Annotated in this window: 24 protein-coding genes; 7 read left to right on the forward strand and 17 right to left on the reverse strand. The window is 66.9% G+C overall.

Annotated features, from left to right (window positions below; genetic code table 11):
- Positions 1–29: 29 nt before the first annotated feature.
- The 9 genes from IB274_RS16435 to phnD form a co-directional block, all read right to left on the reverse strand.
- Entirely contained in the window at positions 30–548 is a 519-nt protein-coding gene (locus IB274_RS16435; protein ID WP_192432972.1) for a toxin-activating lysine-acyltransferase, read from the reverse strand.
- 9 nt (positions 549–557) lie between these two features.
- On the reverse strand, positions 558–2,276 hold the full coding sequence (locus IB274_RS16440) for a ShlB/FhaC/HecB family hemolysin secretion/activation protein (protein WP_225614885.1): 1,719 nt from the start codon (positions 2,274–2,276) through the stop codon (positions 558–560).
- A 435-nt stretch (positions 2,277–2,711) separates the two neighbouring features.
- Positions 2,712–3,539, reverse strand: a complete 828-nt coding sequence (phnX, locus tag IB274_RS16445; protein ID WP_192432973.1) for a phosphonoacetaldehyde hydrolase — start codon at positions 3,537–3,539, stop codon at positions 2,712–2,714.
- A gap of 93 nt (positions 3,540–3,632) precedes the next feature.
- A complete protein-coding gene (locus IB274_RS16450) occupies positions 3,633–4,493 on the reverse strand; it encodes a LysR substrate-binding domain-containing protein (RefSeq protein ID WP_192432974.1) in 861 nt (286 codons plus the stop codon).
- A 56-nt stretch (positions 4,494–4,549) separates the two neighbouring features.
- A complete protein-coding gene (locus IB274_RS16455; protein ID WP_192432975.1) occupies positions 4,550–5,845 on the reverse strand; it encodes an MFS transporter in 1,296 nt (431 codons plus the stop codon).
- Between the two features lie 126 nt (positions 5,846–5,971).
- A complete protein-coding gene (gene psrA, locus IB274_RS16460) occupies positions 5,972–7,060 on the reverse strand; it encodes an iron-containing alcohol dehydrogenase PsrA (RefSeq protein WP_192432976.1) in 1,089 nt (362 codons plus the stop codon).
- A 216-nt stretch (positions 7,061–7,276) separates the two neighbouring features.
- Complete coding sequence (phnE, locus tag IB274_RS16465) at positions 7,277–8,095, reverse strand: phosphonate ABC transporter, permease protein PhnE (protein ID WP_192432977.1); 819 nt, start codon at positions 8,093–8,095, stop codon at positions 7,277–7,279.
- On the reverse strand, positions 8,092–8,892 hold the full coding sequence (gene phnC, locus IB274_RS16470) for a phosphonate ABC transporter ATP-binding protein (RefSeq protein ID WP_192432978.1): 801 nt from the start codon (positions 8,890–8,892) through the stop codon (positions 8,092–8,094). Before phnC ends, phnE begins: the two co-directional genes overlap by 4 nt.
- Positions 8,889–9,761, reverse strand: a complete 873-nt coding sequence (phnD, locus tag IB274_RS16475; RefSeq protein ID WP_192432979.1) for a phosphonate ABC transporter substrate-binding protein — start codon at positions 9,759–9,761, stop codon at positions 8,889–8,891. Before phnD ends, phnC begins: the two co-directional genes overlap by 4 nt.
- 111 nt (positions 9,762–9,872) lie before the next feature.
- Between phnD and IB274_RS16480 the strand changes: the two genes are divergently transcribed.
- From IB274_RS16480 to IB274_RS16495, 4 genes are all read left to right on the forward strand, one after another.
- Complete coding sequence (locus IB274_RS16480) at positions 9,873–10,730, forward strand: LysR substrate-binding domain-containing protein (protein WP_192432980.1); 858 nt, start codon at positions 9,873–9,875, stop codon at positions 10,728–10,730.
- 86 nt (positions 10,731–10,816) lie between these two features.
- Entirely contained in the window at positions 10,817–11,944 is a 1,128-nt protein-coding gene (locus IB274_RS16485) for an MFS transporter (protein ID WP_192224402.1), read from the forward strand.
- Positions 11,945–11,983: 39 nt separating this feature from the next.
- On the forward strand, positions 11,984–12,361 hold the full coding sequence (locus IB274_RS16490; RefSeq protein ID WP_192224403.1) for a c-type cytochrome: 378 nt from the start codon (positions 11,984–11,986) through the stop codon (positions 12,359–12,361).
- Positions 12,362–12,480: 119 nt separating this feature from the next.
- Positions 12,481–13,368 (forward strand): sterol desaturase family protein, encoded by an 888-nt coding sequence (locus IB274_RS16495; protein WP_192432981.1) that lies wholly within the window; start codon positions 12,481–12,483, stop codon positions 13,366–13,368.
- Here the strand turns inward: IB274_RS16495 and IB274_RS16500 are convergent.
- Together IB274_RS16500 and IB274_RS16505 are read right to left on the reverse strand one after the other, a co-directional pair.
- Positions 13,357–14,040 (reverse strand): helix-turn-helix domain-containing protein, encoded by a 684-nt coding sequence (locus tag IB274_RS16500; RefSeq protein WP_192432982.1) that lies wholly within the window; start codon positions 14,038–14,040, stop codon positions 13,357–13,359. The genes IB274_RS16495 and IB274_RS16500 overlap by 12 nt on opposite strands.
- Positions 14,027–14,587: a GNAT family N-acetyltransferase gene (locus IB274_RS16505; protein ID WP_192432983.1), complete on the reverse strand. Its 561-nt coding sequence runs from the start codon at positions 14,585–14,587 to the stop codon at positions 14,027–14,029. The genes IB274_RS16500 and IB274_RS16505 overlap by 14 nt, the downstream gene beginning before the upstream one ends.
- 241 nt (positions 14,588–14,828) lie before the next feature.
- Between IB274_RS16505 and IB274_RS16510 the strand changes: the two genes are divergently transcribed.
- Complete coding sequence (locus tag IB274_RS16510) at positions 14,829–15,818, forward strand: zinc-dependent alcohol dehydrogenase family protein (RefSeq protein WP_192432984.1); 990 nt, start codon at positions 14,829–14,831, stop codon at positions 15,816–15,818.
- A 66-nt stretch (positions 15,819–15,884) separates the two neighbouring features.
- Here the strand turns inward: IB274_RS16510 and IB274_RS16515 are convergent, their stop codons facing one another.
- The 4 genes from IB274_RS16515 to IB274_RS16530 all read right to left on the reverse strand — a co-directional run bounded on the left by IB274_RS16515 (position 15,885) and on the right by IB274_RS16530 (position 19,141).
- The gene (locus IB274_RS16515) at positions 15,885–16,814 is read right to left on the reverse strand and encodes a LysR family transcriptional regulator (protein WP_192432985.1); all 930 of its coding nucleotides are present in this window, start codon (positions 16,812–16,814) and stop codon (positions 15,885–15,887) included.
- 49 nt (positions 16,815–16,863) lie between these two features.
- Positions 16,864–17,838 (reverse strand): quinone oxidoreductase family protein, encoded by a 975-nt coding sequence (locus tag IB274_RS16520; protein WP_192432986.1) that lies wholly within the window; start codon positions 17,836–17,838, stop codon positions 16,864–16,866.
- Between the two features lie 139 nt (positions 17,839–17,977).
- A complete protein-coding gene (locus tag IB274_RS16525; RefSeq protein ID WP_192432987.1) occupies positions 17,978–18,388 on the reverse strand; it encodes a hypothetical protein in 411 nt (136 codons plus the stop codon).
- Positions 18,389–18,481: 93 nt separating this feature from the next.
- A complete protein-coding gene (locus tag IB274_RS16530; RefSeq protein WP_192432988.1) occupies positions 18,482–19,141 on the reverse strand; it encodes a hypothetical protein in 660 nt (219 codons plus the stop codon).
- 273 nt (positions 19,142–19,414) lie between these two features.
- Here IB274_RS16530 and IB274_RS16535 point away from each other — a divergent pair, with 273 nt between their 5' ends.
- Complete coding sequence (locus IB274_RS16535) at positions 19,415–21,343, forward strand: LTA synthase family protein (RefSeq protein WP_192432989.1); 1,929 nt, start codon at positions 19,415–19,417, stop codon at positions 21,341–21,343.
- 88 nt (positions 21,344–21,431) lie between these two features.
- Positions 21,432–22,376 (forward strand): LysR family transcriptional regulator, encoded by a 945-nt coding sequence (locus tag IB274_RS16540; protein ID WP_192432990.1) that lies wholly within the window; start codon positions 21,432–21,434, stop codon positions 22,374–22,376.
- Here IB274_RS16540 and IB274_RS16545 read toward each other — a convergent pair.
- Both IB274_RS16545 and IB274_RS16550 read right to left on the reverse strand, forming a co-directional pair.
- On the reverse strand, positions 22,367–22,810 hold the full coding sequence (locus IB274_RS16545; protein WP_192432991.1) for a GlcG/HbpS family heme-binding protein: 444 nt from the start codon (positions 22,808–22,810) through the stop codon (positions 22,367–22,369). The genes IB274_RS16540 and IB274_RS16545 overlap by 10 nt on opposite strands.
- A gap of 2 nt (positions 22,811–22,812) precedes the next feature.
- Complete coding sequence (locus IB274_RS16550; protein ID WP_192432992.1) at positions 22,813–24,156, reverse strand: metal-dependent hydrolase family protein; 1,344 nt, start codon at positions 24,154–24,156, stop codon at positions 22,813–22,815.
- Between the last annotated feature and the right edge of the window lie 215 nt (positions 24,157–24,371).

Raw genomic sequence — 24,371 nt, forward strand, 5'->3', positions numbered from 1 at the left:
CGGTTCAGGGCGCAGGCCGCGGGGTGCGCTCAGAGCTGGATGGCCAGCGGGTGGTCGGAGAACCATGCGCGCGCTTCGGTGGGCATGACCGCGACACCCTGGAACTTCTTGATCCTCAGGCCGCGTTGTTCGCCACGGTGGTACAGCGCCCGGCCGCAGCGGTTGGCGAAGAAGTGCCGCTGCAGGACGCGCGACACCGGTACGGAGTGGCCGAACGGCGCCACCCAGTCGTTGAACCAGATGCGCTCGCCGCTGTTCCAGTCGGCGGCCGGCATGCAGATCGCCGGTTGGCTCAGGTAGCGCGCCTCGGCTTCCAGACTGAGGTTGCTGAAGGCGACGTAGAACACCGGCCGGCCGTTCTGTCGCCCGAGGATGAACTGGCGATGGCTGATCGCCGGCAGCAGCAGGGCATTGAGCGCGTGCAGCGGGATGTCGCGGTGGGACGCCGAGTGCAGCCACAGCCAGACCGCCGAGCCGAGCACCTCGGCCTCGCTCCAGGGCTCGTCGAGGAAGCCCGGCGCGGTGATGTCGAATCCGTCGATATGCATGGCGCCTCCTCAGAAGGACCAGGTCAGGTTGAAACCGCCGGTGGTATTGGCGGTATCGAAGCCGCTGGGCTTGCTGATCGGCTGGCCGACGAAGACGTCGTAGGAGACGCCGCGATAGCCGCCGCGCAGGCCCAGCACGTAACCGGCCAGGTGTGTGCCGATCAGGTACTTGCTCGACTGCCCGCCGACTTCGCCGTAGTCCACGCCCACGTAGGCTTCCTGGCCGGTCTGGCCCAGCGCCAGGCCCAGGTCGTTGCGGGTCAGCCAGCCACGGTCGGCGGAGAGGATCTGTTCGCCGTCGAAGCCACGCACGCTGTAGCGCCCGCCGATGGTGAAACGGTCCTGGGGCACCAGCGGCGTGCGGTTCCATTGCGCGCGCCAGGAGCTGCTGTAGCGCAGGCGCTGGTCGCCCAGGGCGAAGGGCACGCTGAGCTGGGCTTCGGCGGTGATGATCTTGGAGCGCGAGGTGCCTTCGTCGAAGGGCTCCTCCGGCGCCGCCATGGCGTTGCGGGCGCCGGTGCCGCGACGGTAGCCGGTGCTCAGGTAGAGGGTGGAGGCACCGATGAATTCGGTGTGCGTCAGGCCGAACGACCACCCGGCCATTCGCCGACGCTGGATCTCGATCTCGGTGTCGTCGATCCAGTTTTTCGAGCGCCGGCTCCAGCCGCCGAGGCTGGCGGTGGTCTTGCGCACGGCGTCGCGGTAGAGCATGCGGGTGAGGGTGATCTCGTCGTTCTTGCTCTCGCCGCTGTAGCTGTAGTCCTGGTTCGCCCCGGAGATGGTCTGGTGGTAGTCGTACTCGCTGGAGGTCACCCCGAGCAGCCAGTAGCCGAAGGGCACCGAGTAGTGCAGGGTGTGGCCGCGCGAGCCGCGATCGCCGGAATCGCCGCCGCCCAGGTCGTGGTTGTAGCTGAAGTAGAAGAGATCGCTCAGGGTCAGGAAATTGTCGAAGGACACCGACGTGGTGCCCAGGTACTTGCCTGTCTCGTCGGTGCCCGAATCGTCGACCGAGAGGCTGAAGCGGATCGGGAATTTCTGCCGCCAGGCGATCACCAGGTCGCTCTCGCCGGGCTGTGCGCCGGGGCCCTCGGCCGCGGTGATCTGGATATCGGCATCGGCGGTGGGTACCCGCTTGAAGTTCTCCAGCGCCTGTTCGATGTCGCGCAGGTTGAGCAGGTCGCCGGGTTTGGCCGGTACGGTGTTCCAGGCGTTGGCGCGGTGCGAGGTGCCTTCGGCAAAGCGGATCGAGCGAATGCGCCCGGGCACCAGGGTCAGTTCCAGGGTGCCGCTCTTGAGGTCCTGTGGCTGCGCCAGCACGCGGGAAGTGACGAAGCCGCGCTCGATGATCGCGTTCTGGATGCGCTTCATCGTCAGGTTGATGCCGTTGGAGCCCAGGCACTGGCCAGTAGCCGGGTCATCCTTCGGGTCGGCGGCGCGCAGTGCCCACTGGAAGCGCTCGGCCGAGTCGCCGACCAGGGTGATCTTGCGGATGGGGAAGCAAGGCGCTTCGTCCTTCGCCAGTCGATTGGCTTCCAGCCCGCTGGGCGGCAGCTTCAGGCGCACGTCCGGCGACGGTTCCAGCTGCTCGCGCAGCGCGCGGTCGCGTTCCTGCTGCTGCAGCAGTTGCTGGGCGGGTAGCGGATCGGCGGCGAGGGCGACGCCGCTGCAGGCACTCATGGCCAGGATGGCGAGGCGCAGCGCGCTGCGCAGGGGAAGATCGATGCCCATCCATGGGGCTCGTGGAGCAGGGCCGGCATCCACCGGCAGCTCTCTAGGGCAAGAGAGAAAAGCCATTTCGCATCCTTGTGAAATATCTTGCAAAAGCTCGTCGAATTATGACGACTGGTCCTGAGTCCGACCGTGAATCTGTTCAAATCGCTGTAAATCCGCTGATACACCGCTTTCGGATGTGTAACGCGGATATGACAGTTCCGACGGTTCGAGATGAAAGACGGAAAATTTGTTCCGAATTTTTACCAAGGTCTGACGAACGGTCTGAAGTGCCATTGCGGTGATATCAGTTTGCACTTTCCGCGGCGGGGCCGGACGGGGCACGAGGGCGCTGCTGCAGGGGAGTTTGGCGAAGGTTTTCGGCATTTGAGAGCATCCATCTCGAGCGCAAAAAGCCCGCACAAAGCGGGCTTTCATGGCCAATCCCAAAGATCAGCAACTTTGCGGCATCTCTCCCCGCGCCAGGCGTGCATTGATATCGACGATCACTGCCGGCAATTCGGCGATGGTGTCGATCAGGTAGTGCGGGCGTGAGCCTTCGAACATCTGGCCGATGCGCTGGCGCTCCTGCTCCAGCTTCTGGGCCGGCAGCGCCTTGTACTGCTCATAGGTCAGGCCCAGGGCGTTACCCGAGCAGGTCAGCGCCACAGTCCACATGCCAGCCCTGCGACCTTCGAGAATACCCGGCCAGGTGTCGTCGACCTTCACGCAGGCCGCCACGTCGTTGATCCCCAGGGCAATCACGTTGGCCAGTGCCTGTGCCGGGTGTGGACGGCCGTTGGGCACTTCATCCGTCGCCACCACGTGGTCGGCGGCGTAGCCGTTGGTCTTGGCCAGGGCGACCACTTTTTCCATGACGACAGCCGGGTAGCCGGAGCAGGAACCGATCTTCAGCCCTTGCTTGCGCAGTGCGGCGATGGCGTCCAACGCGCCGGGAATCAGCGCCGAGTGTTCGGCGATCTTCTCGATCTGCAGCGGCATGAAGCGCTCGTAGATGGCGGTGACATCGTCGTCGGTAGGCAGGTGGCCGAAGGCGGCGCGGTAGCGTTCGCCGATGGGGGGGAGGTCGCACAGGGTACGGATGTGGTCCCACTTGCCCATGCCCATCGGGCCGCGAGCTTCTTCCAGGCTGACCTGGACGCCGAACTCGGCGAAGGCCTCGACGAAGATCTGCGTCGGCGCGAAGGAGCCGAAGTCGACCACGGTGCCGGCCCAGTCGAGGATGGCGGCTTGCAGTTGCTTGGGTTGCTGGTAATGCATGGTGGTGCTCCTGTGAGGGGATTCTTGAGGCTGAGTTCGGCCCGCTCGGCATGAGGGCAGGCTCGCGGTGTCAGGGGTTGTTAGGGGTGAGGATCAGGCCGTGGAGTCGAACAGCTCGGCGATGATCGGCCGCTTGCGGCGGATGCCCAGGCAGCACAGGAAGTAGCTGATGTGGAACGGGTCCTCGGCGAAGGCGATGGAGCGCGTGCCCGGTCGGTCGGCGTATTCCACCGAGGAGACAAAGCCCACGCCGATGCCGTGCACCACCGCATGGACGATGGCCTCGCGGCTGTTCAGCTGCATCGCGCAGTCCAGCTCCACGCCATGCCGGCGACAGCCTTCCTCCACCAACTGGCGGGTGCGTGAGGCTGGCTCGCGCAGCACCACACGCTCCTTTGCGATCTCCTGCACGCTCACCGATTCCTGCTGCGCCCAGGGGTGGTCGTCGCGCACCACCGCGAGGATCGGGCAGGTGCGGTACAGCTGAGTGCTCAGGCGCTGATCGAACTCGGAGAGAGCGAGGATCGCCACGTCGATGTCGAAGTTGTACAGCCGCTCCAGGGTGCCGGCCTCGCTGGTGAAGGAGGTCTCCAGATCGATGTGCGGGTAACGCTGCATCAGCGAGTAGGTCAGGCTCATGGCGATCGGCGGCGACACCGCGCCGATGCGCAACATGCCCTGCTTGCGCTGCTGGAAGCTCTGCAGCAATTGCAAGGCTTCGTCCTCCTGGCCGAACAGACCCTGGGTGATGGCGTAGAGCTGCTCCCCGGCCGGGCTCAGCTCGATGAAGCGGCCGCGGCGGTGGAACAGCTCCACCGAAAAGCGCTTCTCCAGGCCGCTGACCTGCTCGCTGATGGTCGGCTGGCCGACGCTCAGCAGCGCCGCCGCCTGGGTGAAGCTGCCGGTGCGAGCCACGGCATGAAAGGAGCGCAACCACTTGTGGTACTGATACATGGCTTCTCTTTTTATTGGGAACGCCTGGCGCGAGGGTTTGCCGCATGGCCGTGCCCTCAGCGCCGGACGAACAGGGCGACCACCGCGCTGCACACGCAGGCCGTGGTGACCACGATGAAGATCAGGGAAGTATTGCCGGTTGTATCCAGCATGCGACCTATCAGGGGTTCGGCCAGACCCGCAAAGAGGTAGGAGGAGAAGTTCATGATCCCGGTGGCGGTACCGGCGCGGCGCGCGCCGACCAGGTCCGGGCAGAGCGCCCAGAAGCTCGACGCCGGGCCGTAGACGAAGAAGCCGCAGAGGAACAGCGCTAGCAGGCCGACGCCGCTGTGTGCCGGCAGGCTCCACATCCACAGGCTGGTGAGGGCGCCCAGCACCATGTAGAGCATGATCGCGCGGTAGCGCTTGCTGCCGAACAGGCGGTCGGAGACCCAGCCGTTGCTCAGTGCGCCGACGGCCATGCCGACCGGCAGGGCGATGGTGATCCATTTCGGGTCGATGAAGCTCTGGCCCTTCTGCCAGTCGGCGCCGAGGAAGTGCACCGGCACCCAGACGATCAGCCCGTAGCGCGCGGCGTTCTGGAAGCCCAGGGATAGCGCGGCCACCAGCAGGCGCGGGTTTTTCAGCACGGCGAGATAACGTTGCGTCGAGGTTTCTTCCTCGCCGTGGGCGGCTTCGCTGGAACGGTCCTCGGCATTCGCCACGCCGGTGTCGGCCAGCGGCTCGAAGCCCATGTCCTGCGGGCGTTCGCGGGCCACCAGGTAGAACACGATGCCGCCGGCAAGCATCAGCAGCACCGGCAGGCGGAAGATCCAGCGCCACTCCAGGTGCATCACGTCGATCACTATCACCGAAGTGACGTAGGACAGCACCGACGCGCAGCCAGCGGCGAACACATAGAAGCCGTAGACCTTGCCGCGCTCGGCGGCGCTCCACCAGTTCGACAGCAGGCGGCTACCCGGCGCCCAGCCCAGGGCCTGGAAGTAGCCGTTGATGCCCCAGGGCAGAATCAGGCTGCCGAAGCCACCGGCGAAGCTGGTAACCCAGTTGGCTGCGCAGGACAGCACCGCGCCCAGGCTCATGATGCGCCGGCCGCCGAACTTGTCGGCGAGGTTGCCGTTGACGGCCTGGCCGATGGCGTACATCCACAGCATGGCGCTGGATGCCCAGCCCAATGTTTCCTTGCTCAGGCCGAACTCGGCCTGGATGCCGGGGATGGCGAAGCCGAAGGTCTGGCGGCCGGTGTAGAAGAACAGGTAGCAGAACATTGCAGCCAGCAGCATGCGCCACTGGGCGAGGCGAAACGGGGGGACGGCGGAGACGGGCCCAGACAGGGTTTGTGCACGGTTCATGGTGGTTTTCCTTCTTGTTCGCTCGCGCCGGCGCAAGGCTCGGCGTGTCGGCACTCTTGTTCGGTGCGATAGGTCTTCGGAGCAACAGGAAAAGGCGGCCGCCAGGGCCGCCCGGTGAAGGCGGCGTCAGGCGGCCTGCGAGCCGATGAAGTTGCGGCCGCGGGCACCCTGCATGGCGAAGTCGATCATCGCTTCAGCTTCGGCAGCCGTCACGCCGTAGTCGCCGAACTCGGTCTTGACCCCGAGGCGATGTAGGAATTCACGCAGGCGCTTCTGCGCGCCGGCAAGGTCGTGGCCGAACACCCGTTGCAGGGTGCGGTCGCGGTCGGCGTCGCGGCCCCAGGCCAGGCCTAGCACCAGCGGCAGGGTGAAGGAGCAGGCGATGCCGTGGGGCAGGCCATGGCGCAGGGTCATCTCGTAGGAGATGGAGTGGGCCAGCGCGGTCTTGGTGTTGGAGAAGGCCATGCCGGCCTTCAGCGCGGCCAACGCCATGCGCGAGCGCAACTCGCGGTTGGAAAGGTCCTGCTGCAGGCGCGGCAGGCAGTCGAGGATGTCCTCGATGGCGGAGATGGCGAAGGTGTCGGAGATCGGGTTGGCGTTGTGGTTCCAGATCGACTCCAGCGCGTGGGACAGTGCGTCCAGCCCGGTGGAAACCGTCACCCCGGCGGGCACGCTGAGCATCAGGTCCGGGTCGATCAGCGCGACCTTGGGCCAGGTGCAGTCCAGGTGCAGGGAGTACTTCTTCTGCTGCTGGGCGTCCCAGATGGTCGCCCAGGGCGTGACTTCGCTGCCGGTGCCGGCGGTGGTCGGTGCGGCGATCAGTGTCCTGCTGCGCGCCGGAGTGAAGGGCTTGCCGGCGGCCAGCAGGTCGAGCAGTTCGTCGAAGTGCCCGGATGCGGTGCCGACGATCAGTGCCTTGGCGGTGTCGATGGCGCTGCCACCGCCGAGGGCGAAGACGGTGCTGCAGTCGGCTGCTTCACGCCAGAAGCGTTCGTGCACATCGCGCAGCCAGGCCACGTCGGGGTTGGGCTGTACGTCGTCGATGACGTAGGCGAGGCGTTCGCCGAGCAGGCTGCGGACGCGGTCGATCAGCCCCAGTTGCGCGGCTTCGGGGAAGGTCACCAGGGCGACCTTGCCTTCGCACAGTTCGGCGATGCGGTCCAGGCTGCCGCCGCCGAAAATGGTGGCGACCGGATTATGGAATCGGGCAGGCATGGGCAGTTCCTTGTTGTTGTTTGAACGTGCGGCCATGCTCGGGGCCTCGTCGGTTTCGTTCCAATCGATTGATCGCAGGTGGGCATCGGCCAGACCGATAACGGTGGGTGCGGGCATCTTGGGCAAACTCCGGGCGTGCGCCTGCCCGGCGCGCGCCCGGAAGGCGCACGTGGCAGGAGGTTGAGGCGGAAGGAAAGGGGGTTGGGGCGTGAGCGGTCAGTGCCGCCCGTCACCCTGGATGGCGTGGCGCAGGCGGTTGGAGAGCAGGTCGGCAAGCACCACCATGATGGTGATGACGACGATGCAGGTGGCGGTCTCCTGGTACTTGAACAGCTTCAGGCTGCTGACCAGTTCGAAGCCCAGACCGCCGGCACCGACCATGCCGAGCACGGTGGCCGAGCGCAGGTTGACCTCGAAGCGGTAGAGCACCACCGCGATCCACGCGGTGATCACCTGCGGCAGCACGCCGAAGACGATCACCTGCAACGGCCGCGCACCGGTGGCCTGCAGCGCCTCGATGGGGCCCTGGTCGATTTCCTCGATGCTTTCGGCGAAGAACTTGCCGAGCATGCCCACGCCGTGCAGTGCCAGGGCCAGCACGCCGGGGAAGGGCCCCAGGCCCACGGCGGAGACGAACACCAGGGCGAGGATCAGTTCGTTGATGCTGCGGATGACGTTGAGCAGCTGCCGCGTGGCGAGGTACAGCCAGCGGTTGCCGTGCAGGTTGCGCGCGGCGAGAAAGCCCAGCGGCACGGCCAGCACGATGCCCAGCAGGGTGCCCCAGAGGGCGATCTGCAGGGTCTCCAGTGCCGGGCCCCAGAGGCTCGGCAGGATGCTCAGGTCCGGCGGCAGCGAGCGGCTGAGGAAGTCGCCGATCTGCGGCAGGCCGCTGGCCAGTTCGCTCCAGCTCAGCTGTGCGCCCTCGGCGCTCCAGTGCAGCAGGTAGAGCACCGCCAGCACGGCGGCGCCGGTGGTCAGCCAGCCGCGTTTGGTGTGCGGCGTCTCGACCATCCACTGGTGGCTGCGCAGGTTCATGCTCCGGCTCCTGTGTCGCTGGCGTAGACCGCGCGGGCGGCCGCCTGGTAGGCAGTTGCCTCGCTACTCGGCCGTTGCTGGTAGATGCGCCGCAGGGCCGCGTCATCCAGTTGTTCGCGGTTGCCGTCGAAGACCAGGCGGCCATTGGCGAGGCCGACGATGCGGTCGCCGAACTCCCGCGCCAGGTCCACTTGGTGCAGGTTGCACACCACGGTGATGCCCAGCTTGCGGGTGGCCTCGCGCATGTAGTGCATGACCAGTTGCGCGGTCTTCGGGTCGAGGCTGGCCACCGGTTCATCGGCGAGGATCACTTGCGGCCGCTGGGCCAGCGCGCGGGCGATACCGACGCGCTGCATCTGCCCGCCGGAGAGAGAGTCGGTGCGGGCCTCGGCCTTGTGCTCCAGCTCGACCCGGTGCAGGCATTCGCGGGCCAGTGCGACGTCGTCGCGGCTGAACAGCTGCAGCACCGAGGCGAGGGTGCCGACGCAGCCCAGGCGCCCGGTGAGCACGTTCTTCAATACCGACAGGCGCGGCACCACATTGTGGTGCTGGAAGATCATCGCCACGCGCCGCCGCAGTTCGCGGGTATCGCGCGCCTGCATGGCGTCGACGCCAGCCACCTGCAATTCGCCGCTGTCGGCTTGAGCCAGGCGGTTCATGCAGCGCAGCAGGGTGGACTTGCCGGCGCCGGACTGACCGAGGATCACCACGAACTCGCCGGCCTCGATGCGCAGGTCGATCCCGCGCAGCACCGGGTTGTCGCCGTAGCCCTTGGTCAGTTGGGCGATGCGGATCATTTCAGGCTCCGCAGGTCGAGGTCGAGCACCTTGGCGGTGTCGCGCACGACGTTGTAGGCGGCGTCGTTGGTGGGCTGGAAGCCATTGAGCTGGCCCTGGTCGCCCCACGGCACGTCCTTGATCGAGGCGAACGCGGCGACCAGTTTCTTCTGCAGTTCCGGGTCGAGGTTCTTGCGCCAGACCATGGGCGATTCGGGGATGTCGTCGGACTTCCACACCACCTGTATGTCGTCCTGCTTGACCTGCCCCGAGCTGATGGCGCCGGCGAGGATGCGGTCGGCCACGGCGGCGGCGTCCACCTTGCGGTTCGCCACGGCGAGGATGCTGGCGTCGTGGGAACCGGAGAAGATCACCCGCGAGAACAGCGCCTTCGGGTCATGGCCGGACTGCTCCAGGCCGGCCTTGGGGAACAGGTGGCCGGAGGCGGAACTGGGGTCGACGAAGGCGAAGGTGTGGCCCTTGAGGTCGTCGAGGCTGCGGATGCCGCTGTCCTGACGGGCGATGATCAGGCTGTGGTAAGCGCTGGTGCCGGTCTTCTTGGTCACCGCCACGGCGAAGGCGTCGGCACCGGCGACCTGATGCGCCAGCACGTAGGAGAACGGGCCGAGGTAGGCGACGTCGAGCTTGCCGGCGCGCAGCGCTTCGATCACGCCGTTGTAGTCGGTGGCCACGAAGGGCTTCACCGGCATCCCCAGGCGTTCCTGCAACTGGTCGAGCACCAGCTGGCTGCTCTTGATCATGGCCTGGGAGTCCTCGGAGGGAATCAGGCCGACGGTGAGGGCGTCCTGCGCCTGGGCGGTCGGCAGCAGGGCGGAGGCGAAGGTGAGCGGCAGCACGGCGAAGCGGAACAGTCTGGTCAGCGAAGTCATGGCGTTACCCGGAGGTTGTGTTCGGTAGCGCCAAAGCTAGGGCTGTCATGTGACAGTCACGCCATCAAATCAATATGGGTTAAAGCACTAATCCATTGATAGGAGCTATGGATGTCCACCGCCCGCCTGCGCACCTTCCTCGCCGTGGCCCGCCACGCCAGCTTCAGCGCCGGGGCCAGGGCCATCGGCCTCAGCCAGCCGACCGCGACCACGCAGATCCAGGGCCTGGAGCGCGAGTTCAATGTCGAGCTGTTCCACCGCCGTGGCCGGCGCATCGAGCTGACCGCCGTGGGCCGCGCGCTGCTGCCCATCGCCCAGCAGATGTCGATGCTCGAATCCGAGGCGACCAACCTGCTGCGCGATTCCGGCCAGCTCAACCGCGGGCAGCTGAAGGTCGGCGCGGTGGGGCCGTTCCATGTGATCGAGATGGTCGACCTGTACCGCCGCGACTACCCGCAGATCGACGTATCGATCCGCATCGGCAACTCTGCCTCGGTGCTCGCCGATCTGGAGAACTACGTTACCGATGTCGGCGTGCTCGCCGGGCTGCATGACGATCCGGCGTTCGTCGCGCAGTTGTATGCGCGCCATCCGGTGATCCTCTTCGCCCACATCGACCACCCGTTCGCGCGTAACCACGAGGTACGCCTGCAAGCCTTGCAGGGCCAGCCGCTGCTGCGCCGCGAGCAGGGCTCGACTACCCGCGTGGCGCTGGAGCGCGAGCTGGACAAGGCCGACGTGACGCCGCGCATCGCCATGGAGATCGGCAGCCGCGAAGCCCTGCGCGAGGCGGCGATCCGTGGCATCGGCATTGGCGTGGTGTCCGAGGCGGAGTACATCGCCGACCCGCGGCTGAAGGCCATCCGCATCACTGGTGACCCGGTGTGTACCGAGACCTACCTGTACTACCTGGCCGAGCGCCGCAGCAGCCAGGTGATCGCCTCCTTCCTGCGCTCGCTCGCGCAATAGCACAGCGGCCGGTGCCGGCGTAAGGCTTGTCCTGCGGGGCGGGGCGCGGGTTATCCTGCGGCCCCCGTCGTTGTCACGAGGCTGTCATGTCGTCCGCTTCCGCGCCTGCCCTGCAGCGAGCCGACCGAGATTCGCGCAACTCCGCCCAGGTGCTCAGCCTGTGCCTGCCCAGCGACGTGCTGCTGTACCTGCTGCTGCCGATGTACGCCGCCGATTTCGGTGTGACCCTGGTGGAAGCGGGCATCCTGCTGGCGGCCAACCGGCTGGTGCGCATCGTCGGCTACGGCTGGGTGGTGCGCTTCTACGGCCGCCACGGCGACCGCGCCGCGTGCAGCCTCGCGGCCTTCGCGGCGGCGGCCTGCGCGCTGGGCAACGCGACCCTGTCCGGCTTCGCCGCGCTGCTGGTCCTTAGGCTGGTCTGGGGCCTGTGCTTCGCCACGTTCAACCTCAGTACCCAGACCCTCGCCACCGCTGAAGCACAGGGCGCCGCGCGGCGCGCCGGGCGCTCGCGGGCGACCCTCTCCATCGGGCCGATGCTGTTCCTCCCGCTGGGCGCGGTAATGGCCCAGTCGCTGGGCCCGCGCAGTATCTTCTTCGTCCTCTGCGTTAGCGCCCTGTGCGGCCTCTGGCGCGCCCGCGCGCTGCCCGACAAGGCCCACGACATCCCTGCCAACAGCGGCCGCCGCCTGCGCCTGCCGGACAGCATCGCCACCTGGTCCTTCATCGAGGGCGTGACCCTCGACGGCCTGTTCATCTTCGGCCTGTCGCTCTACGCGCAGACCCACCTAGGCGGCACCGGCGTGCTGGTGGCGGGCGTGCTGATGGCGGTGCGGTATCTCAGCGAGATGCTCTTCAGTCCCTTCGGCGGGCGCCTGGCCGACCGCTTCGGCGCGTTGCGCATGCTGGTGGTGCTGTCGCTGGCGACTTCGCTGGCGCTGCTGATGTTCGGCAGCTACTGGCTGTTCGTCGGTGCCTTCTTCGTGCTGGTGCTGCGGGCGTTACAGCTGCCGCTGGTGGTCACGCTGGTGGCGCAACGCAACCCGCAGGCGCGTATCCAGGCGCTGGCGGGCAACGCAGTGTGGCGCGACATCGGCGCGGGGCTCGGGCCGATCCTGGCCGGCGTGCTGTTGCCGCAGGTGCCGGTGCTCTGGGCCTACGCGGGTGCGGCTGCGATACTGGCGCTCAGCGCGCTGGGCTGTGCCTGGCGACGTTGACTGAATCAGGATGGATCGGCACGGCATGGAAGCAGGAAAGTGAAAGCATTGTTCATCGGTCTGACCGGGATTCTCTCGCTCGCGCAGTTAGCGCCAGCCCTGGCGGATAACCTCAACGGCAAGAACCTCTTCACCCAGCGCTGCGCGGTTTGCCACGGTGGGGACATCAAGGCGACCGGGCCGCTGGCCCGCAAGAGCAACCCGCCCACGCCCGATCTCACGACGCCCGCTTTCAGGAAGCGCCTGAGTGACTATCCGGGCGTCATCGTGTCTTCGGTGGTGCTGCGCCCCAGCGGCAGCCTGATCCCCCGGACCCTGCGCGAGAATGGCGTGAAGCTGCCGCCGCACGCCTGGAGCATCGATGACCTGCGCGATCTGAACCAGTACATGGTCGGGGTGATTTCCAAGAGTCGCTGAGGCTGCCCGTGGGGTACGGAAATCCGCGCGCGATGGCGGCGCCGAATGCGCGGATTGTTCAAGCGTGGTTTGTGGCTCGACGGGAACACTGGTGGCTCCCACCGTACTGGAGCTGCCTCATGCGATACCTCTATGCCCCCGCATTCTTCTTCGGCTTCATCGGCCTGGCCCTGTACCTGGTCGGTGAAGGCGTCTCGCTGCTGTGCCTGCCGGCGCTGTTGCCGCTGGCGATCCTGCTGGCCTTCCTCGCCGAGCGATTCTGGCCCTATCGCGCAGGCTGGAATGAGAGCCACGGCGACGGCGCCCGCGACCTCATCCACGCGCTGGTCAATGAGACGCTGAATGCGCTGGGCATTGCGGCGATTCCGTTGATGGCCCTGTGGCTGCCGCACTTCGGCCAGTGGCCAACGGATTGGCCACTGGCGCTGCAATTGCTGGCGGCGCTGCTGATCGCCGACCTCGGCATCACCCTGGTGCACTACGCCAGCCACCGTTCGCCGCTGTTATGGCGCCTGCATGCGGTACACCACAGCGTCACGCGCATGTATGGCTTCAACGGGCTGATGAAGCATCCGCTGCACCAGATGCTCGAAGCCCTCGGCGGCACGCTGCCGCTGCTGTTGCTGGGTGTTCCCGTGGAGGTCGCGGCGCTGCTGGCGTTCGCCATCGCTATCCAGCTGTTGCTGCAGCACAGCAACGTGGACATGCGCATCGGTGCTCTGCGCCACCTGTTCGCCTGGGCGCCGCTGCATCGCCTGCACCACTTGAAATACGGCACGGCGGGGGACGTGAATTTCGCGCTGTTCTTCAGCTTCTGGGATCGCCTGCTGGGCACTGCGTTGCACCTGCCTGACTACGCGCTGGCGGAGGATGACCTGGGGATTGGTGACCGGCCGGATTATCCGCTGGCGTATGTCGATCAGCTTGCCGAGCCGTTCCATCGCTTTGAGTCCGCGTACCCGCCGGCACCGTTACCGGTAGCGCTGCGCCGCCTGCTAGTCGAGTAAGCGCAGCCTCAACTGGCGCAACGTCAGGTCGGCGCGGATGCCGAACTGCCTGCGCACACTCCGCGAGAAATGCGCGGAATCGGCGAAGCCCCCCGCGATGGCGGCGCTGGTCAGGCTGTCGCCGGCCATGGCCAGCCGCAGCGCCTGGCGCAGCCGTTGCCAGAGCACCAGGCGGCGTACGGAGAGCCCCAGCGTGCCGCTGAACAGCCGCTCCAGCTGGCTCAGCGAGAGCGAGGCGGCCTCGGCCAGCGCCTGGGCGGGCAGGGCGTCGTCATCCAGCGCGCGGATGCGTTGCAGGGCTTTCTCCAGGCGCGGGTCGAGCTGTCGGCGTGGCAGTTCGCGCAGACCTGAGGCGAGCCTTTCCAAGTCCGGTCCGACCTGCCGGCAAAGTCGTTCGAGATCAGCCAGTTCGAGCGCCAGCGGCTCGGCGAACAGGGTGACGGCGCGCTGGTTGCTATCGAGGATCGCGTGGCGCTGGTTGGAAGCGATCACCAGCAGCGCAGCTTGCTGCAGCTGCCCATCGATCAGCGCGTTCACCTCGCCTTCGCGGGCCATCAGCAACTGGTGGGCGTAGTGGGCGTGGCTGCGTGCGTGGCCAGTAGTGCCGGCGACGAGGCAGAAGTCCGCGCCGAGCCACAGCTCTCCCTGCCAGGCTTGCTCAGTCGTCTGCATGGCGTGCCAGCCACTCGTCCCGCGTCAGCTCCCAGGTTTCCCGTGGCAGCACGCCGCTGACGAAATGACCTTCGTCGCGGACCACCAGGCGCATGCCTTCGCGTTCGGAGACACGCCGCGAACCTTCATTGGGGACGGCCTTGGGCACCTGCATCAGTGGGCGGCCCAGCGTTTGGAACCAGAAGCGGCTGACCGCCTCGCAGGCCTCGCTCATGTAGCCGCGCCCCTGCCAGGCGGGCCCCAGCCAGAAGCCGCGGTGATTGCCAGGTTGATCGAACAGCGAGATGTTACCGATGGCTTCGTCCGGCTCACCGGCGAGGCGGATCATCCAGTGCCATTCCTCGCCGCGGGCCATGGCCGGCAGTACCACATCGCGCACATAGGTCAGCGCGCCGTCGGCCGGGTAGGGCCAGGGCTCGCGGCGGTCGAGGTAGCGCACCACTTCCCAGTGCGGGAAAAGGCGCTGGATATCTTCGGCGTCGGCCAGCTCGATTGGCGTGAGCAACAGGCGCGCAGTGCGCAGGGTGGGTGTGGGTTGGCAGTCCATGGCGGGATCCTCGATGCTGGCGGGACAGTCTGCCGTTCCTTGGCAGGGGTGGCCAGCGTGCTCGCGCGGTCGACCGAGATCAGGACGACCGAGTGCAGTCGGCGAAGTCGAAGAAGCTGCGCCGGCCCGGTCAATCCCTCTGATTCCCCACGTCGAGAACGGTCTGGCAGGGCTGGCGTGACTATCTACACTCCCATTCCGTCCGGCGTTCTGTGCGCCGGTCCCGCTTGAAGAGGTTTCCATGGCCCGCATTGTCAGAATCCACGAATACGGTGACGCCGGCGTTTTGAAGCTGGAGGTGGTGGACGTACCCGCTCCGGCGGCGGACGAGGTGCAGATCGCGGTCAGGGCCTTCGGTCTGAACCGCGCCGAAGTGATGTTCCGCAACCATGCCTACCTGCAGGAAGCCGAGTTCCCCAGCCGCCTGGGGTACGAAGCCGCCGGCTTGGTCAGCGCGGTGGGCAGTTTAGTGAAGGACGTTGCGGTGGGCGATGCGGTGAGCCTGATCCCGCCGCTGGATATCGCCCGCTGGGGCACCTACGGCGAAGTGGCCAACGTGCCGGCGCATCTGGTGGTGAAGCATCCGCAGAACCTCAGCTTCGAGCAGGCCGCCGCGTCCTGGATGCAGTACGTCACCGCATGGGGCGCGCTGGTGGAGCAGGCGAAGTTGTCGCAGGGCGACTTCGTGCTGGTCACCGCAGCATCCAGCAGCGTCGGTCTTGCGGCGTTCCAGATCGCCCGCATGGTGGGCGCCACCTCGATTGCCGTGACTCGCACCCAGGCGAAGAAACAGGCGCTGCTGGAGGCCGGTGCCGATCACGTAATCGTCAGTGACGACGAGGACATCGTCGAGAAGGTGATGGCGCTGACCGGTGGGCAGGGCGCCCGCGTGGTGTTCGACCCCATCGGTGGGCCCGGTTTCGAGGTGCTGACGCAGGCCATGGCGCGGGGTGGCATTCTCCTCGAATACGGCGCACTGAGCCCGGAGCCGACGCCATTCCCGCTGTTCACCGTGCTGGGCAGGAGCCTGACGCTGAAAGGCTATCTCTATGCCGAGATCGTCGCCGACCCGGCGGCCCTGCAGCGGGCCAAGGCGTTCATCGTCAGTGGCCTGGAGTCCGGCGCGCTGAGCCCGGTAATCGCACGGACCTTCCCGCTGGAGCAGATCCAGGACGCGCACCGCTTCCTCGAAGCCAACCAGCAGGTGGGCAAGATCGTCGTCACAGTCTGAGGACGGGTGACAGGAAACGGGCGCCCGGCATTGCGATGCCCGGTGCCCTTTTTTGTGCGCGGTCGATCAGAGCGGTGGCCGCTCCCAAGGTGCGCCGTCGGCGAACTGCTCCTCGATCCAGGTCTTGAACACTTCGCTGGTGGCCGAGCTGTAGCGCGCCGAGGGACGCACGAAGTAGATGCCGGCGGAGGCGTCCAGTTGCCAGCCCGCCAGCACCCGCACCAGGCGGCCGGCATCGAGGTCGTGCTTCATCAGCCATTCGCCGCCGGCGAGGATGCCCACTCCAAGGCGTGCCGCCGAAAGCAGGGCCTCGTTGTCGTTGCTGTGCAGGTTGCCGCTGACGCGAACGGTCTGCTGCCGGTTGCCGTTGGCCAGCTTCCAGTCCGGCCAGGAGTGTAGGCCGGTGAAGCCCAGGCAGTTGTGGCCGGCAAGTTCTGCCGGAGTTCGTGGAGTGCCGTGGCGCTCCAGGTAGTCGGGCGCTGCACACAGGATGCGCCGCAGGTCGCAGAGCCGGCGGGCCAGCAGGCGGCTGTCGGCGAGCTCGCCGATGCGGATGGCGGCGTCGAAGCCCTCGGCGACGATGTCGACGAAGCGCTCCGAGTACTCCACCTCCAGCGTCACCTGCGGGTACGCCAGGACGAAGCGCGAGAGGATCGGGCTCAGCCACAGCCGACCCATGGCGGCCGGCACGGCGAGCCTCAGGCGACCCTGGACCTGAGCTGCGCTGCGGGTGGCCTGGTCCTGGGCTTCGGCGATCAGGCTGGCGGCCTGGCGCAGGCGCTCCACCAGGCGCAGGCCTTCGTCGGTGAAGCGCAGCTGGCGGGTGGTGCGTTCCACCAGCCGCACGCCCAGGCGTTGCTCCAGCGCGCCGAGGCGTTTCGACAGCACCGAGGGGTGGCGTTGCAGGGCGCGGCTGGCGGCGGCGAAGGAACCATGCTCGGCCAGCGCCAGGAGGGTGGCGAGTTCGTCGGCCTGGCGACTATCGAATAGATCCATAGGGCTCCCAATTCGGCGAATCCACCCGCACGGCGGCTTGTGGCGTAGATCATGGCGTGAGCACGATGGCCCCTTCGGAGCGGCCTTCCTGCAGGTCGGTGTGGGCCTGGGCGACTTCCGCCAGCGGGTAACGGCGCCACACGCGAGGCTGGATGATACCGCCTGCGACGGCTTGCAGGACGTCCTGCGCGCGCTGCTGGTATTCCTCGACCGTGGCGGTGTGTGCGGCCAGGGAAGGGCGGGTGAGGAACAGCGAGCCCTTGGCGTTCAGCGTGGCGACCTCCATGGCCGGCGGCGCGCCGGAGGCCATGCCGAAGCTCACCAGCAGGCCGCGCGGGCGCAGGCAGTCCAGCGAGGCTTCGAAAGTGGCGCGGCCAATGGGGTCGTAGACCACGTCGACCTTGTGCCCGTCGGTGATCTCGCGGACCTGATCGGCCAGCGTCGCAGCATCGAACACCAGCACTTCATTGCAGCCTGCGGCACGGGCGCGTTCGACGCTCTGCGGCTTCGACACCACGCCGATGACGAAGGCGCCCAGGTGCCTGGCCCAGGGCACCATCAACTGGCCCAGCGCGCCGGCGGCGCCATAGATCAGCACGCGGGAACCGGGACCGACTGGCCAGGTGGTCTTGAGCAGGTATTGCGCGGTGATGCCCTTGAACAGCACGGCGGCGGCGTCTTCGAAGCTGATGGAGTCCGGCAGCTTCACCAGTCGCTCAGCCGGGTACAGGCGGGCGCTGGCATAGGCACCTAGCGGCCCGGTGGCGTAGGCGACGCGGTCGCCGATCTGCACGTTGGTCACACCTTCGCCCACGGCGGCCACGGTGCCGGCGCCTTCCAGGCCGAGCGAAGAGGGCAGCGGCACCTTCACCGCGCCGGAGCGTTGGCTCAGGTCCAGTGGATTGACGCCAATGGCGGCCTGTTCCAGCCACACTTCGCCGGGGCCGGGTTGTTGCACCGGGGGCTGTTCGAGACGGAGGACTTCCGGGCCGCCGAAGACTGGCAGTGATACGCGAGTGGGCATGGTTTTCCCCTGACTGGAAATGGTGTTCGCCAGTCTAGAGATGTGACCGCAATGCACCAGATGGGGCTGCTGCAGGACATAGCTGCATGCTGTGCAGCAATCCGCAGGGCTTTCCCGCGCCGCGATCAAGGCAGCGGGATCAGCGCAGAATCACCCGCAGCAGCGAAACCAGCGCCGCGCCGAATACCGGTGCAATCCAGATGCCGAAGGTCTGCAGGATGAATGGCCGGGCATACGCCATCAGGCCGATGTCCGGAGACGGGACACCGAGGCTGTGCCGGCAATAACCCACGACAGCGACGATGAAGCAGGTGCCTGCGAGCACTCCAAGCGCTCGCCATACCAGCCCCCGCTCGCTGGCGTAGGACAGCAGGGCGCCACAGAACGCGCCGCTTAGAGCCACCAGAATCTCGAAGGTGAATTCGGGTTCGGCAAACCAACGGTTACCGTTAAGCCCGATGATATTGCCGAGCTGCCAGCCGGCGAGACTGCCCACGAGCAGTGCCATGGCAAGCCACCAGAAATAGCGCATTACCGTGTTGTTCTGCATCGGGGAGACCCCCTGAGAATTTTCAGTGATGGCAAAAGAGCAGTATAGCGGGCGCCCCGGCGTTCGCCGATCCAGCGACGGATGGTGAAACGGTTACTTGCGCAGGATGTAGACCCGCACGCCGTCCACGCCAGGGATGACGTTGTAGTGGCGTATCTGCGAGAAACCCAGGCGCTGGAACTCGCGCTCCAGGGAGCGGGCGCTGGCAAAGTCAGGGCCGCCGGGATGGGGATCGGGGCCGCAGGGGCAGGCCTGGTCCGCGGTGACGGCGGCGTTGGTGTGATCAACGCGGGCGAACAGGATCGCGCTGTCGCGGGTGACGGGAATCCACTGGTTCAGCAGCCGGATGTTCTGCCGGTTGCATGCACTTTGCGGGATTTCCGGGAGCAGCAGGCAGTCGACCGAGCCCTTGCGCAGTTCGACGTTTTCCTGCGGGGCGGGCAGGTCCCTGATCCGCCGCTTCATCGCCTCAGGCAGCCGCTGGTGGGCTTCGCTCAGCGATTCGCTGGACGGACAGCTCGCCACGATGATGCGATTGCTGTGCTCCAGCAGCACGGGCCAGGCGGCGCCGGGCGACTGCGATACCTCCAGTATCAGGATCGGCTCTTCCGCCACGCGCAGGGCCAGACGCAGCAAGCGCTTGTGTCGCCACTGGCGAATCCGCTGGCAAAGACCGCTGCCGAGCGAGTTGCCGGACTGGGTATCGCGACTGTGTTGGGGGGCGGAGGCGAACAGGCGTTGGTGGTCGTTCATGGGCGCGGACTCGTCAGTTGCCGTCATTGTCGAGTTGCGCGATCAAGGAGTCGTCAAGGGCTTGTGAAAAAGACGTGGAGAAGGACATTTCGCTCGCCAGCACCGTGCCATGAGCGTGATCGATCGCGGGCGAGGGGCAATTCACGAAACCCGTAGCTTTATTTGACGATTTCTTTTCCTTTCACCTTGTAGTGTCCCGCCCCGGCTGCCGGCTCCGGCGCTGACTTGCGCTGCACCCTGTCGCGCAGGAAGTACTACTACAAGGGACACCCCATGCAATTTTTCCGCTCGGCCCCTACGCGCTTCCTGGCGCTGGTTGCCTTGCTCTGGCTGATCGTCTTCTTCCTGACCCGCCTGGTCCTTCTGGTAAGCCACCTGTCCGAGGTGGGTGCCGGTCATGCCGGGGTCTTCGTCATCGGCCTGCTTTATGACCTGAGTTTCCTGGTCTATGCCCTGTTGCCGATGGGCGTGGTCCTGCTGCTGATGCCCGCGCGGGTCTGGCGCAGCGCTACCTGGCGCTGGTTGCTGACGGCCACGCTGTTCGTCAGTGTCTACGTGATGCTTTTCACCGCAGTAGCCGAATGGCTGTTCTGGGACGAGTTCGGGGTGCGCTTCAACTTCATCGCAGTCGACTACCTGGTCTACTCCGACGAGGTGCTGAACAACATCCTCGAGTCCTATCCGATCGGCCTGCTGTTGAGCATCCTGGCGGCCATTTCGCTGGTCGTGACACTCGCGCTGTTCAAGGTCGTCGGCCGCCTGCGCAACGCCAAGGTGGCGTCCCTGCCGCGCCGCCTGCTGGCCTGCGTTGGCCTGGTGGTGCTGGCGCTGGTGGCAGGCCTGCTGGTGGACCAGGATTCCCCGCGCGGCCAGGGTGGCAACACCTACGCCCGCGAACTCGCGAGCAACGGTCCGTACCAGTTCTTCGCCGCCTTCCGTAACAACGAGCTGGACTACCCGCAGTTCTACGCCACCCTGCCGGCGGAACAGGTGAGCCAGCAGATTCGTGCCGAGCTGGCCGAACCCAACGCGCGCTTCACCGGCACCGAGCCGATGGACATCCGCCGCGTCATCGCCAGCGAAGGCGCGCCCAAGCGCTACAACATCGTCCTGGTGACCATCGAAAGCCTGAGCGCCAAGTACCTGGGCAGCAATGGCGACGGCCGCAACCTCACGCCCAACCTCGACGAGCTGCGTCGCAACAGCCTCTACTTCAACAATTTCTACGCCACCGGCACCCGCACCGACCGCGGCCTGGAAGCTATCACCCTGTCGATCCCGCCGACGCCGGGCCGATCCATCGTCAAGCGTGTCGGCCGCGAGAGCGGCTTCGCCAGCCTCGGCCAGCAACTGAAGAACGTCGGTTACGACGCGGTGTTCCTGTACGGCGGCCGCGGCTACTTCGACAACATGAACGCCTTCTTCGGCGGCAACGGCTACCGCATCGTCGACCAGTCCAGCGTCCAGGAGTCGGATATCCACTTCAAGAACGCCTGGGGCATGAGCGACGAAGACCTCTACGCCCAGGCCATCAAGCTGGCGGACGAAGATCACGCGCGCCAGCAGCCGTTCCTGCTGCAGCTGATGACCACCTCCAACCACCGCCCCTACACCTATCCGGACGGCCGCATCGACATTCCATCCGGCGAGGGCCGCGACGGTGCGGTGAAGTACACCGACTATGCCATCGGCCAGTTCCTCAAGGCGGCGAAGGCCAAGCCCTGGTTCGACAATACCCTGTTCGTGTTCGTCGCCGACCACACCGCAGGCAGCGCCGGCAAGGAAGACCTGCCGGTGGCGAACTACCAGATTCCGCTGTTCATCTACGCGCCCAAGCTGCTACCGGTTGGCGAGCGCAGCGAACTGGCGAGCCAGCTGGACCTGGCGCCGAGCCTGCTGTCGATCCTCAACCTGAGCTACACCTCGACCTTCTACGGGCGCGACCTGATGGTGCCGAACGCCCTGCCGCCGCGCGTGGTGATTGGCAACTACCAGCACCTGGGCCTGTTCGACGGCCAGGACCTGGCGATCCTCAGCCCGCGCGGCGAACTGCGCCGGCACAACCAGGCGCTGGGCGCGAGCACGGAAGTGCCGGCGAACACCGGCGACACGCTGGTGGATCGGGCGATCAGCTACTACCAGTCGGCGAGCTACGGCTTCACCCACCACCTGCTGGACTGGAAACCGGCGGCGGGGCAGTAAGCCCCGAGCTGGCAGGTATCGCGCGATGCGATACCTGCCAGCTCGAAATACGCCACTTGCCGGCGCAGCGCTTGGGTATAAGTCGCCCATGCGCTACCGACGTCTGGACCTCAACCTGCTGGTCGCCCTGGATGTGCTGCTCGAAGAGGGCAGCGTCAGCCGGGCGGCGCAGCGTCTCAACCTCGGCCAGTCGGCGACCAGCGCCGCGCTGGGCCGCCTGCGCGAGCATTTCCAGGACCCGTTGCTGGTGCCCCTGGGCCGAGGCCTGGAGTTGACCGCACTGGCGCGCCAGCTGGCGCCGAAGGTGCGCGAGGTGCTGAGCCTGGCCGGGGAGGTGGTGGAGACTGCCGCCGCCTTCGACCCCGCACGCTGTGATCGGCGGTTCACCCTGGTGGCTTCGGACTATGTGGCGGCGACCTTGCTGCCGGCTGTCAGCCGTGAACTGGCGCGCCGGGCCCCGGCTGCTTCGCTGGTGCTGCGTGACCTGCCGCTGCCGCGCGACGGCGATGTGGTGGCCGAGGCGCTGGAGTACCGGCGCAGCGACCTGGTGATAGTCCCGCAGCGGCGGATCAATCCGCGCTACCGCCACGAGGCGCTGCTCAGCGATGAGCTGTGCTGCATCGTCTGCTCTCATTCGGCGCACGATGAGCTGCTGAGCCTTGGCGGTTATTGCGCGGCCGAGCACGTGGTGCGCGAGTTCACCGATGGCCAGAACCTGTCGCTGGATACCCAGCACCTGCGCGAGAATGGTATCGAGCGGCGGGTCGCGGTGGCGGTGCAGAGCTTTGCCCTGATGGCCGAGTTCGTCGTCGGCACGCCGCGAATCGCCACGCTGTTCCGCCGCCAGGCCGAGGCGCTGGCGCGGCGCTATCCGCTACGCGTCCTGCCGGCGCCCATCGAGTTCCCGGCGGCGGCGCAGGTGCTGCAATGGCACCCGCAGCAGGCTTTCGACCCCGCACTGGCCTGGCTCCGCCAGGTGCTGGCGGAGCAGGCTGCCCAGCTGGATCAGGCCGCGCTACGCGATCAGGAGTGAGCGTCGCCCGTCTCGCCGTACAGGCCGAGTTCCGCAATGGCCAGCAGGGCGCAGCGCTCGTCGTTGTCCGAGGTATCGCCGCTGACGCCGATGGCGCCCAGCAGCCGGCCTTCGTCATCGCGCAGGAGAATGCCGCCGGCCACCGGAATCACCTCGCCACCAGTGAGGCTGTTGATCGCATCGAAGAACGCTGGCATGGCCTGGGCGCGGCGCGCCAGTTCGCGGCCGCCGAAGCCCATGCCCAGGCAGCCGCGCGCCTTGCCGGTGGCGATCTGCGGGCGGAGGAAGCTGGCCTGCTCGTCACGCAGCACGGCCAGCGGGTGACCGGCCGCATCCAGCACGGCGGCGGCCAGCGGACGCACGCCCTCGGCGCGGGCGTGACGCAGGGTGGCGGCAGCCAGGCGCGCGGCCAGTTCGAAGTCGAGATCGGTCATGTTCACTGGCTCCATTTACCCAGTTGGGCGACGCGGTCGCGGGTATAGAGGTCGGTCCATTTCAGCGAGTTGAAGTCAGATACCTGCTTGGGGTTATAGGCGGTGCGTTGCAGGCGTACCGGCTCGCCGGCCTTGTACACGGCCTGCAGGCGGTTACGGTCTTGAAGAATGCGGATGTCTTCCAGCGGCGAGCCGTCGAGGATCAGCAGGTCGGCCTGCTTGCCCGTCTCCAGGGTGCCGAGGGTTTCGCCGCGGGGCATCAGGCGCGAGCCGACATTGGTGGCGGCATAGAGCGCTTCGGCGGGGGTGAAGTCCAGCCGGCGCACCAGTAGTTCCAGCTCGCGGGCGTGCCATTCGCCGTAGGGTGTCACGGCGAAACCGCTGTCGCTCCCGCAGGCGAAGGGGACGCCGGCGGCCTTGGCGCGCTTGAGTACCGGCGTGCCCAGTTCCAGGGTGCGCGCACAGTAGCCGGCGTAGCCGGTGGCGATGGCCGGGTCGTGGGGCTGGCAGAAGTCCACGGTGTTCTGTGGGAGGGTCATGGTCGGCGCGAGCACGCTGCCGGCTTCGAGCAGCGCCTCGATACAGGCGTCGTCCATGTAGAAGGCGTGGAAGACCAGGTCGACGCCGGCCTTGGCCGCGTACATGACTGCTTCACGGCCGTAGGCGTGGGTCGCCACGCGGCAGCCCAGGCGATGGGCTTCCTCGACCATCTCGCGGGTTTCGTCGGCGGTGAAGGCGGCGATGATCTCGCCATTGGGCCGGCGGTGCGTGCCGTCCATGGCGATCTTGATCAGGTCGACGCCGTCCTTGGCCTGCTTGCGGATTTGGGCGATGGCCTCGGTGCGGCTGGTGACCAGTGCGGCGGTGAAGTATTCCGGTGCGCCGACGCGGCTGGGGAACCAGTCGTTGAGGCTCTGCCGGTTGGTGATCACGCGGCTGCTGGCGGCGATGCGCGGGCCCTCGAAGAGCCCGGCGTTGACCGTGTTGCGCACGGCGATGCTGAGCTGGCCGCTGTCGCCGGGACAGACCATGGAGGTGACGCCGGCGGCGAGCACGTGCTGGGCGAAGAACAACCCGCGCAGGGCGCGGAATTCGTCGCTGGTCCAGATATCGATGTCTTCCTCGCTCTGGGCGTTACCGAAGGCCAGGTGGGTGTGCACGTCGACCAGCCCCGGCATGACGAAGTCGCCGTGGACTTCGCGGTCCCTCGCTGCCGGGCGCGGCGCCTCGGCCGTCGGCCCGACGTGGCGGATCACGCCGTTCTCGATGATCAGTGTCTGTTGCTGGCGCGTTTCCAGGCCGGTGCCATCGAACAGGGTGGAGCAGTGCAGGTGCAGGGCGCCCATGGTCGGACTCTCCTCGTCTTGTTGTTTGCCGGCAGGCTAGGGCGGGCGTGCCGGCCGGCACCATCAGATATGGTCGATGGGCACCCATCGATGCCGTCGATACCTGGCGCAGGCCACGTGTTTCCTGCGCTTCATAGGAGGATGCGATGCTGCAGGACGGGTATCGGGAGTGGCGATGCCTGGCATGGCGATCGGCGATTTTTCCTGCGGCCGTG

Origin of the sequence: Pseudomonas sp. PDM18 (assembly GCF_014852585.1) — a bacterium.
In the GTDB taxonomy this organism is placed as follows: Bacteria; Pseudomonadota; Gammaproteobacteria; order Pseudomonadales; family Pseudomonadaceae; genus Pseudomonas.